Raw genomic sequence first — 12,861 nt, forward strand, 5'->3', positions numbered from 1 at the left:
AAGGGTGAGTGGCGAATAGCGAATAGAGCCGCACACCCTATTCGCCACTCGCTACTCCCCATTCGCTCCGTTGCCGCTCTCCGCCTCTTCCGTGATGTGCTCGACCGAGACGACGTGCTCATCCTCGGCAGTATCGAACACGATGACACCTTGCGTCGAGCGGCCGGCGATGCGGATGCCTTCGACCGGGCAGCGGATCAGCTGGCCCTTGTCGGTAACCAGCATGATCTGATCAGCATCCTCGACCGGGAAGGACGCAACGAGGTTGCCGTTGCGGTTGTTGACGCTCATGGCGACGATGCCTTTGCCGCCGCGACCCGTGGTGCGGTACTCGTAGGACGAGGTCCGCTTGCCATAGCCATTGACGGAGACGGTGAGCACGACCTGCTCGGCCGCCGACATCTCGATATAGCGCTCCTGCGAGAGCTGGAAGCTGCCGGAGGTCTCCTCGGCCTCGGCATCCACTGCCGGCTCCTCGGCCGCAGCTTCGCCGACAACTGCACGCCGCATTTTCAAGTACGCCGAACGCTCGTCGGAGGAGGTCTCGACATGGCGCAGGATCGCCAGCGAGATCACCTTGTCACCCTCGCCTAGTGCAATGCCGCGCACGCCCATCGAGGTGCGCCCTGTGAACACGCGCACGTCGGTGACGGGGAAGCGGATGCACTGGCCGCCGGCGCCGGTCAGCAGCACGTCGTCGCGCTCGGTGCAGATCTGCACGTCGACGATCGCTTCATTGTCGTCGAGCTTCATCGCGATGATGCCGGAGCGGCGGACGTCGACAAAGTCTGACAGCTTGTTGCGCCGGACGTTGCCGCCGGTGGTCGCGAACATCACGTCGAGGTTGCCCCAGGTCGATTCGTCCTCGGGCAGCGGCATGATGGTGGTGATGCGCTCGCCCTGCTCCAGCGGCAGGATGTTGATCATCGCCTTGCCGCGCGCGTTCGGCGCGGCCACCGGCAGCCGCCAGACCTTCTCCTTGTAGACCTGGCCACGTGACGAGAAGAACAGCACCGGCGTATGCGTGGAGGCTACGAACAGGCGGCTGACGAAATCCTCGTCGCGGGTCTGCATGCCGGCGCGGCCCTTGCCGCCGCGGCGCTGGGCGCGATAGGCCGACAGCGGCACGCGCTTGACGTAGCCGGCGTGGGACACGGTCACGACCATGTCCTCGCGCTGGATCAGGTCCTCGTCCTCGACCTCGCCTTCCTGCTCCATGATCACGGTGCGGCGCGGCGTGGCGAACTCCGCCTTCACCTCGGCGAGCTCGGTCTTGATGATCCCCAGCACGCGCTCGCGCGAGCGCAGGATGTCGAGATAGTCGGCGATCTCGCCGGCGAGCTTGTCGAGCTCCTCGCGGATTTCGTCGCGGCCAAGCGCGGTGAGACGCTGAAGGCGCAGGTCGAGAATGGCCCTCGCCTGTTCCATCGACAGCCGGATCGTGCCGTTCTCGCTGATGCGGTGGCGCGGATCGTCGATCAGCGTCAGCATGTCCTCGACGTCCCGGGCCGGCCAGTCGCGCGACATCAGGGTGTCGCGCGCGGTGGTCGGGTCAGGCGAGGTCCGGATGACGCGGATCATCTCGTCGATATTGGCGACCGCGATCGCCAGGCCGACCAGGATGTGGGCGCGATCGCGCGCCTTGGCGAGCAGGTACTTGGTGCGGCGCGTGACGACCCGCTCACGGAAGTCGACGAAGATGGCCAGCAGATCCTTCAGATGCATGATCCGCGGACGGCCGCTGTCGAGCGCCACCATGTTGACGCCGAAGCTCGTCTGCAGCGGCGTGAATCTGTAAAGCTGATTGAGCACCACGTCCGGCACGGCGTCGCGCTTCAATTCGATGACGACGCGGTAGCCGTCGCGATCCGATTCATCGCGCAGGTCGCCGATGCCCTCGATCTTCTTTTCCTTGACCAGCTCGGCGATGCGCTCGACCATCGTCGCCTTGTTCACCTGGTAGGGAATCTCGGTGATGATGAGCGCCTCGCGTTCCTTGCGGATGGTCTCGATCGCGACCTTGCCGCGCATGACGATAGAGCCTCGGCCGAGGTGATAGGCGGCGCGGATGCCCGCTCGTCCGAGAATGATGCCGCCGGTCGGGAAATCCGGTCCCGGCACGATGTTGATGAGCTCGTCGATGGTCAGCGCGGGGTTATCGATCAACGCGACGCAGGCGTCGATGACCTCGCCGAGATTATGCGGCGGGATGTTGGTCGCCATGCCGACGGCGATGCCGCCGGCGCCGTTGACGAGAAGGTTCGGGAACTTGGCCGGAAGAACCGACGGCTCGGTCTCGTTGTTGTCGTAGTTCGGCTGGAAGTCGACTGTATCCTTGTCGATATCGGCCAGCAGAGCGAGCGCCGCCTTCGTCAGCCGTGCTTCGGTATAACGGTAGGCCGCCGGGGGATCGCCGTCGACCGAACCGAAATTGCCCTGGCCGTCGATCAGCGGCACGCGCATCGAGAAGTCCTGCGCCATGCGAACCATGGCGTCATAGATCGACTGGTCGCCGTGCGGGTGATACTTACCGATGACGTCGCCGACCACGCGGGCGGACTTGACGTACTTCTTGTCGGGCGTGTGGCCCTGCTCATGCATCGAGTACAGGATGCGGCGATGAACCGGCTTCAAACCGTCGCGGGCATCGGGCAGCGCGCGCGCCACGATCACGCTCATGGCGTAGTCGAGATACGACTTCTTCATCTCCTCGAAGATGGAGACGGGGCGAATATCCGAGCGCTCCGGCTCGTCGCCGGGCTTCTTGTTGTCGTCGTCGGCCAAGGGAGAATCCGGTGAGTTTTTATCTGGGAATCATATAGCGTATCGAGGCTCTGATAACCACTCTTGCGAGCCCTTGGGAAGCGGTTTTTCCGTTTGTTTTTCCAGAGACTTACGCGCTTCTCGCCATCGTCGTCAGTGGCGCCGGAACGAGCCGCCTGGAACCACCAGTTATGCCCCCGAAAAACACCTGGTGCATGATGCGCCCGGGCACCAGCGTGAACAGGCCAGCCACGACCAGCGCGCCGGTAAACAGCAGGATCATGATGCGGCGGTGATCGGTCACGCGGTGGGTGTGCGCCCGCCACACCGCGAGCGGCAGCATCACCAGCGTGAAGATCGACAGCAGGTGGATCGGGCCGAACGGCCCGACCATGCGGATCTGGTGGATCCAGAACGAGGACGCGGCCACCACGGCCATCAGCGCCACCCAGATCCAGCCGAATGTCCGATGCGGCAGTGTGCCTTTGGGCGCGGCGAACTGGACCAGACCGAGCACGAAGGCCGCCATCGCCGCGAAGGCATGCAGCGGGATCGCCGGAGCGGCATCGAGCAATGGCGCGAGGCTCATGGGGCGCGTCCTCCGGCTTGGAGCCGGACGCCTCAGAACGGGATATCGTCGTCCATGTCGTTGCGGCCACCACCGCCGCCGGCGGCAACTGGGCGGCGCGGTGCGCTGCTGACGGGACCGGAGGAGCCGAAATCGCCGCCCGGCTCGTCGCCGAAGCTGCCACCTCCCCCGCCACCGCTGCGGCCGTCCAGCATCGTCAGCGTCGAGTTGAAACCCTGCAGCACGACCTCGGTGGAGTACTTCTCGACGCCGGCCTGATCGGTCCATTTGCGGGTCTGGAGCGCGCCCTCGATGTAAACCTTGGCGCCTTTCTTCAGGTACTGCTCGGCGACCTTGCAGAGCCCTTCATTGAAGATCACGACGCGATGCCACTCGGTCTTTTCCTTGCGCTCGCCGCTGTTCTTGTCGCGCCAGGTCTCCGAGGTGGCGATGCTCAAATTCGCGATCGGCCGCCCGTCCTGGGTGCGGCGGATTTCCGGATCCTTGCCGAGATTTCCGACCAGAATGACCTTGTTGACGCTTCCCGCCATCGCCGCTCTCCACTCCGAATGCCGCTGAATTTAAAAGGCGCGCCCGCACTGCCGCCTGTTGGGCCGACCCTATACGCTTACGAGCGCCGATCGACCCGCCGCGCCCTTGGTTATCCCCACATATAGCATCAGCCGAGCATCTGTTCCAGATTTGTTCCTGCGGAATTTGACCCCGAACACGCGCGCACGCCGCTACCCAGGGGCCGCTATTCATCGTGCGATGAATTGGAACCCTGCCGAGTTCCGTCAAAGCATGAAAAGCGCTTAACATTCATCAAGTTAGGTGCGCTTCAATTGACCCATGACTGTTGCATTCCGGCGACGGACTCGACCTCCAGATTGCACTACGGTTGCCTCGGAATTGGTTCTTATGGGCGTCGCGCCTGATTGAACGCTTCGGGATTATTGAAGCGGACGACACTGGGGAGACTGCAATGAAGAAAATTCTGTTTGGCACAATTGGTATCGTTGCGTTCGGCCTGTCTGCACCGGCGAGTGCAGCGGATCTTGCGGCCCGTCCCTACACCAAGGCGCCGCCGCCGGTGGCCGCCGCCATCTACGACTGGAGCGGCTTCTACATCGGCATCAACGGCGGTGGCGGCTCGAGCCACAAATGCTGGGACAGCGTCGTCTTCGGCGGCGGCGCGCTCGTGGGCGGCGAAGGTTGCCACAACGCCACCGGCGGCACGGTCGGCGGCCAGGTCGGCTATCGCTGGCAATCCGCCAACTGGGTGTTCGGCCTCGAAGGCCAGGGCAACTGGGCCGACTTCTCCGGCGACAATGTCAGCGTTCTCTTCCCGGACCAGCGCAACCGCTCGAAGATCGACGCCTTCGGCCTGTTCACGGGTCAGGTCGGCTATGCCTGGAACAATGTGCTGTTCTACGTGAAGGGCGGCGGTGCCGTGGTCGCCGACAAGTTCAACGTCTACACCGCGCCCGGCTTCGTCGGCGCTGGCGCTCTGCTCGCGTCCACCAGCGATACCCGCTGGGGCGGCACGGTCGGCGCCGGCCTGGAGTTCGGCTTCGCCCAGAACTGGTCGGTGGGCGTCGAGTACGACCACATCTTCCTGGGCAATCGGACGCTTACCCTCAATGCACCTGGGGGCATTGCATTCCAGACCGACCGCATCAGCCAGAATGTGGATATGGGTCTTGTCCGCCTGAACTATCGCTTTGGCGGCCCGATCGTCGCAAAATACTGATATCCGCTGATTTCACTGGGAGATGGAAGGCCGGCCTCGCGCCGGCCTTTTTGCTGCGAGTTCCCCCGGAGGGAACTATAGGTCAGCGGCAATTACATTTTGCATCTGGTGTGACTTTTGAGAGACACAACTTGCGGCTTCAATGATGTAAGCCGACCCAAGTTGGACAACAGCGTCCGATGCTGCTTCCGACGCACGGAAGCCCAAAACAGAAACTGGGACTGGGATTGTTGAATATGAAGAAGATTTTGTTGGCTTCGGCCTGTCTGCTCGCCCTCACTGGCGCCGCTTCGGCTGCCGATCTGGCGGCTCGGCCCTACACCAAGGCTCCGGTCGCCGTGGCCTCGGTCTACAACTGGACCGGCTTCTACCTCGGTATCGTCGGTGGCGGCGCTTGGGAAGCCGCCTCTGGTGACCCGAAGATGAAGGGTGGCTTCGTTGGCGGCACCGCCGGCTACAACTGGCAGACCGGCAACGTCGTGTTCGGTATCGAGGCTGATGGCGCCTGGGCTGACGTCAGCGCTACGGCGACCGGCGCGACCCTCGTCCCCGGCTTCGGCGTCGTGACCGCGACCGCCAGCTCGAAGACCGACGCGATGGGCACCGTTCGCGGCCGCATCGGCTACGCCGTCAATAACGTCCTGTTCTACGGCACGGGCGGCTACGCCTGGATCGACAACAAGATCACCCTCTCCGCACTCGGCCTGACCGCGTCGGACAGCAAGTGGCACTCCGGCTGGACCGTCGGCGCCGGTGTCGAAGCCTTCTTCGCGCCGCAGTGGTCGGTCAAGGGCGAGTACCTCTATCGCAGCCTCGGCGGCGAGAGCTACTTCTCGGGCACCCTGCCCACCGGCACGCTCAACTTCCACACCGTGCAGGTCGGCGTGAACTATCACTTCAATGGCCCGGTGGTCGCGAAGTACTGATCTTCGCCACCGACGTCACATCGTCACGAAAGGCCGGCCTTGCGCCGGCCTTTTTGTTTTTCGCGGGGCGTTCTGGCCGAGCTCCTACTGCCAAGTCCCGCCAGCACGCCAACAATCCGTTGACGATTCGCAAGTCCCACTGGAAATCCGTCTCCGTTCTTCCTACGTTCGCCGGCATACCCATCGGCGCCGATCCCGGTTCCGGGCGAAGCGCGCCTTTTAGGTCGGCGCGATCGCGCACCTTTGGGATTCCTTGAGGGCAACTCGGATGGATGAAGTGATCAAGGCGAAGCGCCAACAGCAGACCGCGGGCTCGAGTCTGCGCGCAATTACGATCCGTGGCGCGCGCGAGCACAACCTCAAGAACATCGACGTCGAGATTCCCCGCGACAAGCTTGTGGTGTTCACCGGCCTCTCCGGCTCCGGCAAGTCCTCGCTCGCCTTCGACACCATCTACGCGGAAGGCCAGCGCCGCTATGTCGAGTCGCTCTCGGCCTATGCCCGCCAGTTCCTGGAGATGATGCAGAAGCCTGACGTCGACCAGATCGACGGCCTGTCACCAGCGATCTCGATCGAGCAGAAGACGACGTCGAAGAACCCGCGCTCGACCGTCGGCACGGTGACCGAGATCTACGACTACATGCGCCTGCTCTGGGCCCGCGTCGGCGTGCCCTATTCGCCGGCCACCGGACTTCCGATCGAGAGCCAGACCGTCTCGCAGATGGTCGACCGCGTGCTGGCACTGCCCGAAGGCACCCGCCTCTATCTGCTCGCGCCGGTGGTGCGCGGCCGCAAGGGCGAGTACCGCAAGGAGCTCGCCGAATGGCTCAAGAAGGGCTTTCAGCGCGTCAAGATCGACGGCACCTTCTACGAGCTTGCGGAAGCGCCTGTTCTCGACAAGAAATTCCCGCACGACATCGACGTCGTGGTCGACCGCATCGTGGTGCGCGCCGACATCGGCCAGCGCCTCGCCGAGAGTTTTGAGACCGCGCTGAAGCTCGCCGAGGGCCTTGCCGTGGTCGAGTATGCCGATACACCGACTGCTGCCGCGCCTGCCGAAGAGAAAGAGAAGAAGAAGACCGCAAAGATCCACGACAAGAGCGGGCCCGAGCGCATCCTGTTCTCGGAGAAATTCGCCTGCCCGGTCTCCGGCTTCACCATTCCCGAGATCGAGCCGCGCCTGTTCTCGTTCAACAATCCCTACGGCGCGTGCCCGGCCTGCGGCGGCCTCGGCGTCGAGCAGCATGTCGACGAGGACCTCGTCATCCCCGACAAGGAGCTCGCGATTGGCAAGGGCGCGATCGCGCCCTGGGCCAAATCGTCGTCACCCTATTACGTGCAGACGCTGACCGCGCTGGGCAAGCACTACAAGTTCACGCTGACCACCAAGTGGAAGGATCTGCCGAAGAAGACGAAAGACGCGATCCTCCATGGCTCCGGCGAGGACGAGATCAAGTTCTCCTACGAGGATGGCGTCCGCTCCTACGACACCAAGAAGCCGTTCGAAGGCGTCATCACCAACATCAATCGCCGCTATCGGGAAACCGAAAGCGAATGGGCCCGCGAGGAGCTCGCGAAATATTTCCACGACGTGCCCTGCGGCGCCTGCACCGGTTTCCGGCTGAAGCCCGAGGCGCTTTGCGTCAAGATCGGCGGCAAGCATATCGGCGAGATCTCGGAGCTGTCGGTCAAGGGCGCCGGCGCTTGGTTCGAGACCGTGCCTGAGGCGCTGAACGCGCAGCAGAACGAGATCGCCGGCCGCATCCTCAAGGAGATCCGCGAGCGCCTCACCTTCCTGCTCGACGTCGGCCTCAACTACCTCACCCTCTCCCGCTCCTCCGGCACGCTGTCCGGCGGCGAGAGCCAGCGCATCCGCCTCGCCTCGCAGATCGGCTCGGGGCTGACGGGCGTGCTCTACGTGCTGGACGAGCCCTCGATCGGCCTGCACCAGCGCGACAACGCCCGTCTGCTCGACACGCTCAAGCGGCTCCGCGACCTCGGCAACACCGTGATCGTCGTCGAGCATGACGAGGACGCGATCCTGCTCGCCGACCACGTGCTCGACATCGGCCCCGGCGCCGGCATGCATGGCGGCCACATCATCGCCGAAGGCACGCCCGCCGAGATCATGCGCAACCCGAAATCACTCACCGGCAAATATCTCACCGGCGAGCTCGAGGTCGAGGTGCCGGAGCGGCGTCCGCCGAACCATCGCCGCACCATCAAGGTGGTGAACGCGCGCGGCAATAACCTGAAGAACGTCACGGCCGAGATTCCGCTTGGCCTGTTCACCGCGGTCACCGGCGTCTCCGGCGGCGGCAAGTCGACGCTGCTGATCGACACGCTCTACAAGGCCATCGCGCGCAAGCTGAACAACGCCAGCGAAGGCGCCGCGCCGCATGATCGCATCGAGGGCCTCGAGCATATCGACAAGATCATCGACATCGACCAGTCGCCGATCGGCCGCACCCCGCGCTCGAATCCGGCGACCTATACCGGCGCCTTCACACCGATCCGCGAGTGGTTCGCCGGCCTGCCCGAATCCAAGGCGCGTGGCTACGAGCCCGGCCGCTTCTCCTTCAACGTCAAGGGCGGCCGCTGCGAGGCCTGCCAGGGCGACGGCGTCATCAAGATCGAGATGCACTTCCTGCCCGACGTCTACGTCACCTGCGACGTCTGCAAGGGCAAACGCTACAACCGCGAGACGCTGGAGGTCCTGTTCAAGGGCAAGAGCATCGCCGACGTGCTCGACATGACCGTCGAGGAGGCGGCCGAGTTCTTCAAGGCGGTGCCGCGCGTGCGCGAGACTTTCCAGACCCTGCACCGGGTCGGCCTCGACTACATCCATGTCGGCCAGCAGGCCACCACGCTGTCCGGCGGCGAAGCCCAGCGCGTCAAGCTGGCAAAGGAGCTGTCCAAGCGCGCCACCGGCCGTACGCTCTACATCCTGGACGAGCCCACCACCGGCCTGCACTTCCACGACGTCAAGAAGCTGCTGGAGGTGCTGCACGAGCTGGTCGCGCAGGGCAACACGGTCGTCGTCATCGAGCACAATCTCGAAGTCATCAAGACCGCCGACTGGGTCATCGACCTCGGCCCCGAAGGCGGCGACGGCGGCGGCGAGATCGTGGCCTGGGGCCCACCGGAGGACATTGCGAAGGCACCGCGGAGCTACACAGGGAAATTCCTGGCGCCGGTGCTGGAGAAGGCGCGGAAGCCGAAGCGGCGGAGCACGAGCGAGGCGGCGGAGTAGTCTCCGTCGCTTTCGACAACCGGGATCAAGCTACCGTGGAGTGATCTCCATGCCGAGCCGAACCTATACGCTCTTTCGCAACGCCATTCTCACTGAACAGCAGGTCACCTGCGTCTACGAGGGCCGCCATCGCGAGCTCTGCCCGCATATCATCGGCACCGACAAACGCGGCGAGGAGGCCGTGCTGGCTTGGCAGTTCGCCGGCGAGAGCGGGGGTCCGCTGCCTCAATGGCGATGCCTGAAACTGGCCAATGTCAGCGACGCTCGGGCGCGCAATGGTCGCTGGCACGAAGGCGGCTCCCACCGCACGACTCAGACCTGCGTTGGCAATATCGATCTCGACATCAATGTTCACGTCCGCAAGTTGCGGTGAGCCTTGCTAGCTGCCGACGAATTCAATGACTGCCTCACCCCGTTCAACCGCTTCACCAATTTGCGGCATGGCGCTCAGAAACCGACGGAACAAGGCGCGATTGTCGATGTTGCCGACCCGGACCCACAGCACGACCGGTCCCTGCTTTTTTGCTGCACGTAAAAGTGAGAAGTCGCGGTCCTTGGTCACGAGAACGGCCGATCGAGAAACGGCTTCGTTCCAGATTGTCCCGTCGGTCGCGTTTGCCAACCCGAACTCGGCCACATGAGCCGCATCGTACCCGGCGCGACGCATGGCTTCCGCGAGTGCAGGGGGAAGCTGAGCGTCGATCAGGTAAGGCAAGCTATTTGGCCGCTATGATCGGGTGATCAACCTGAAGCGCAGCATAGGCGAGCACTGCGTCGATATCCGCCTCTTCCAGATACGGATAATCCTCGAGGATGCTCTCACGCGACTGTCCAGCCGACAACAATCCCAGAACGTCGGCAACAGTGATGCGCAGATCGCGAATGCACGGGCGTCCGTGCATCCGCTCCGGATTGACCGTAATTCTTGCCAGTAGCTCCGACATCTGTCACCTCTATACAATCAATATAGCATCTCCGATTGCATCTGTCAGTGCGTCACCAGCGAGCGCGATGCCAGTCTGCCAAGCACCTCCCTCCCCCTATGCCCTACTCCCTCGCCATCTTCGACCTCGACGGCACCCTCGTCGACAGCTTCCCCTGGTTCCTGCGCACCATCAACGACGTCGCCGATCGCTTCGGCTTTCGGCGTGTCAGGGACGAGGATGTCGAGGGGCTGCGGCATGCCTCGACGCGCGAGATCCTCAGCCGGCTCGAGGTGCCCCTATGGAAGCTGCCTGCGATCGCGCGCTATGCGCGGCGGCTGAAGGGCGAAGCGACGGCGGAGATTTCGCTGTTTGCGGGGGCCGAGGCGATGCTGCGGACGCTGACCGAGAACGGCGTGCAGCTCGCACTGGTGACGTCGGATAGTGAGGTCAATGCGCGGGCGAAGCTTGGCGAGGCAGCCACGCTGTTCTCACATTTCGATTGCGCGGCTTCGGTGTTCGGCAAGCCCGCGAAATTCCGCAGCGTCGTCCGGCGCGCTGGCCTAGAGCCGGGCAAGGTCATTTCGATTGGCGATGAGGTCCGCGACATCGAGGCGGCGCGCGCGGTCGGCATCGCGTGCGGCGCGGTCAGCTGGGGCTATGCAGCGCCGGCCGCGCTGCAGGCGCTTGCGCCCGATTACATGTTCGCGCAAATGGATGAGATCGCGGATGCGATCTGCCGGACGCCGGCAAAAGCCTGATAGGCAATCGCCACGCCCCAAGGAGACGGTGATGACACTCACGGACGCGGCTCGCCTCAAACTCCTTACCCCACCGGTTGGCCGGTTGCGTGTCGTGCTCGACACAGACACCTATAACGAGATCGACGATCAGTTCGCGCTGGTGCAGATGCTGCTGTCGCCGGAGCGTTTTGACGTCGAGGCGATCTACGCCGCGCCGTTCTTCAATGCACGCGCGGACAGTCCCGGCCACGGCATGGAGCTGAGCTATCAGGAAATCCTGCGCCTGCTGGAGCGCTTGAACGTCGCGCCGGATGGCCTGGTTCATCGCGGCGTCACCGACTATGTCGGCCCAACCAAGACGGCACGAACGGCGCCCGCCGTCGACGATCTCATCGCCCGGGCCCGCGCAGGCTCGCCTGACAATCCGCTGTATGTCATTGCCATCGGCGCCATCAGCAACGTTGCCTCCGCACTGCTCAGGGCGCCCGATATCATCGACCGGATCGTGGTGGCCTGGCTCGGCGGCCATGCGCTGGAATGGCCGCATACGGTCGAGTTCAACCTGAAGCAGGACGTCGGCGGCGCCCAGGTGCTGCTCGACAGCGGCGTGCCGCTTGTGCTCGTCCCGTGCATGGGCGTAACCTCGCGTCTGCACAGCACGGTGCCGGAGATCGAGCGCTACGTCGAACCGCACGGCAGCATCGGCGCGTTCCTCGCTCAGAGGTTCAAGGAGTATTCGTCGGATCACATGGGCTGGGCCAAGGAGATCTGGGACATGGCGCCGGTCGGCTGGCTGCTCAATCCCGTGTGGGCGCCGAGCGTGATCATCCCGGCCCCGGTTCTCACGGAGCAGATGACCTGGAGTGTCGACCGCCGGCGGCATCCGATCCGCTACGTGACCTATGTCGATCGCAACCCGATCCTGAGGGATTTTTTCTTGAAGCTGCGGGCCTTCGCCGCGTCGCAAATACCGTAGTCAGTCCCCTACTCCGTCCTCCGCAAGAACGCCCCGAATGCGCGCGGGCCGTCGCCGGTCTTGACCTCGCCGATTACCTTCAGCTCGGCCGCATCGATGATATCGAGCGTGTTGCTCTCCCAGCAGGCGACGATGATGCGCTTGCCGTCGGCAGTGGCATTGATGCCTTCGGGATAGTCGCCGACATTGATGCGCTTGACCGGCTTCAGCGTCGCCACATCGAACACGCTCACCGTGCCGCCATACTGGTCGGTGACGAAGCCGCGGCCGAGCGTCAGCGCCACCGCATAGGGGCGCATCCCGACCGGCACGCGGCCAATCTCGCTGCCGGCGGCGATGTCGATCACGGAGACATCGTTGGAGCCGACATTGGCGGTGTAGGCGCGCTTGCCCTCGGCATCGATGGTGACGCCGAACGGGCGGGTGCCAACCTTGATGACCGCCTTGCGCTCGCGGGTCGCGGTGTCCACCACCGAGACGCTGTCGTCGTCGCGGTCCGCCGAAAGCAACAGCTTGCCATCCGGCGTCACCGCGAGCCCCGACGGCGAGGCGCCAACCGCGATGCTGGCGGTCACGCTGCGCGACGCCGCATCGATCACCCGCACCGCGGCCGCATACCAGTCGGCGACATAGACCGTCTTGCCGTCGGGCGCGACCGCTATGCCCAGCGGCCCGCCGCCGACCTCGATCCGCCCCGAGACCTGCCGTGTTGCGGCGTCCACCACCGTCACCGCCTTTGCATCCGGGCTCGTGACATAGGCAAAGCGGCCGTCCGCGGTGACGGCCACGCCGGCGGGCTTGCCACCGATCGGGATAGTCGCGACCGCGCGCGACGTGGCGAGATCGACGACCATCAGATCGTCGCTGAGCTGGTTGGTGACGAACGCCTCTTCGGCGGATGTGTCACTGACGCAGCCAAGACTGGCGGCGAGCGCCGCCAGGACTAGGACCCGCAC

General features: G+C 64.3%; 12 protein-coding genes. 6 read left to right on the forward strand and 6 right to left on the reverse strand.

The genetic code is table 11. The features are described from left to right. Nucleotides 1-51: 51 nt before the first annotated feature. The 3 genes from gyrA to ABID59_RS07725 all read right to left on the reverse strand — a co-directional run bounded on the left by gyrA (nucleotide 52) and on the right by ABID59_RS07725 (nucleotide 3,882). On the reverse strand, nucleotides 52-2,784 hold the full coding sequence (gene gyrA / locus ABID59_RS07715; RefSeq protein WP_354082976.1) for a DNA gyrase subunit A: 2,733 nt from the start codon (nucleotides 2,782-2,784) through the stop codon (nucleotides 52-54). A 109-nt stretch (nucleotides 2,785-2,893) separates the two neighbouring features. Next, nucleotides 2,894-3,352: a DUF2306 domain-containing protein gene (locus ABID59_RS07720; protein ID WP_354082977.1), complete on the reverse strand. Its 459-nt coding sequence runs from the start codon at nucleotides 3,350-3,352 to the stop codon at nucleotides 2,894-2,896. A 32-nt stretch (nucleotides 3,353-3,384) separates the two neighbouring features. Continuing rightward, on the reverse strand, nucleotides 3,385-3,882 hold the full coding sequence (locus ABID59_RS07725) for a single-stranded DNA-binding protein (RefSeq protein WP_148753808.1): 498 nt from the start codon (nucleotides 3,880-3,882) through the stop codon (nucleotides 3,385-3,387). A 434-nt stretch (nucleotides 3,883-4,316) separates the two neighbouring features. Between ABID59_RS07725 and ABID59_RS07730 the strand changes: the two genes are divergently transcribed. The 4 genes from ABID59_RS07730 to ABID59_RS07745 all read left to right on the forward strand — a co-directional run bounded on the left by ABID59_RS07730 (nucleotide 4,317) and on the right by ABID59_RS07745 (nucleotide 9,636). Beyond that, nucleotides 4,317-5,084 carry an outer membrane protein gene (locus ABID59_RS07730; protein WP_354082978.1) on the forward strand — a complete coding sequence of 256 codons (768 nt, stop codon included), beginning with the start codon at nucleotides 4,317-4,319 and terminating at the stop codon, nucleotides 5,082-5,084. A 236-nt stretch (nucleotides 5,085-5,320) separates the two neighbouring features. After that, on the forward strand, nucleotides 5,321-6,010 hold the full coding sequence (locus tag ABID59_RS07735) for an outer membrane protein (protein WP_354034352.1): 690 nt from the start codon (nucleotides 5,321-5,323) through the stop codon (nucleotides 6,008-6,010). 268 nt (nucleotides 6,011-6,278) lie between these two features. Then, on the forward strand, nucleotides 6,279-9,263 hold the full coding sequence (gene uvrA / locus ABID59_RS07740; RefSeq protein WP_354082979.1) for an excinuclease ABC subunit UvrA: 2,985 nt from the start codon (nucleotides 6,279-6,281) through the stop codon (nucleotides 9,261-9,263). 49 nt (nucleotides 9,264-9,312) lie between these two features. Continuing rightward, nucleotides 9,313-9,636, forward strand: a complete 324-nt coding sequence (locus ABID59_RS07745) for a hypothetical protein (RefSeq protein ID WP_354082980.1) — start codon at nucleotides 9,313-9,315, stop codon at nucleotides 9,634-9,636. Nucleotides 9,637-9,642: 6 nt separating this feature from the next. Here the strand turns inward: ABID59_RS07745 and ABID59_RS07750 are convergent, their stop codons facing one another. Both ABID59_RS07750 and ABID59_RS07755 read right to left on the reverse strand, forming a co-directional pair. Continuing rightward, on the reverse strand, nucleotides 9,643-9,978 hold the full coding sequence (locus ABID59_RS07750) for a DUF5615 family PIN-like protein (protein WP_354082981.1): 336 nt from the start codon (nucleotides 9,976-9,978) through the stop codon (nucleotides 9,643-9,645). A 1-nt stretch (nucleotide 9,979) separates the two neighbouring features. Further along, entirely contained in the window at nucleotides 9,980-10,207 is a 228-nt protein-coding gene (locus ABID59_RS07755) for a DUF433 domain-containing protein (RefSeq protein WP_354082982.1), read from the reverse strand. 98 nt (nucleotides 10,208-10,305) lie between these two features. Between ABID59_RS07755 and ABID59_RS07760 the strand changes: the two genes are divergently transcribed. Further along, nucleotides 10,306-10,947, forward strand: a complete 642-nt coding sequence (locus ABID59_RS07760) for an HAD-IA family hydrolase (protein WP_354082983.1) — start codon at nucleotides 10,306-10,308, stop codon at nucleotides 10,945-10,947. A 31-nt stretch (nucleotides 10,948-10,978) separates the two neighbouring features. Then, nucleotides 10,979-11,905: a nucleoside hydrolase gene (locus ABID59_RS07765; protein WP_354082984.1), complete on the forward strand. Its 927-nt coding sequence runs from the start codon at nucleotides 10,979-10,981 to the stop codon at nucleotides 11,903-11,905. Between the two features lie 8 nt (nucleotides 11,906-11,913). On the opposite strand, the gene ABID59_RS07770 is transcribed toward ABID59_RS07765, so the two are convergent. After that, on the reverse strand, nucleotides 11,914-12,861 hold the full coding sequence (locus tag ABID59_RS07770) for a YVTN family beta-propeller repeat protein (RefSeq protein WP_354082985.1): 948 nt from the start codon (nucleotides 12,859-12,861) through the stop codon (nucleotides 11,914-11,916).

The organism is Bradyrhizobium sp. S3.3.6, from assembly GCF_040546905.1.
Classification (GTDB): domain Bacteria; phylum Pseudomonadota; class Alphaproteobacteria; order Rhizobiales; family Xanthobacteraceae; genus Bradyrhizobium; species Bradyrhizobium cytisi.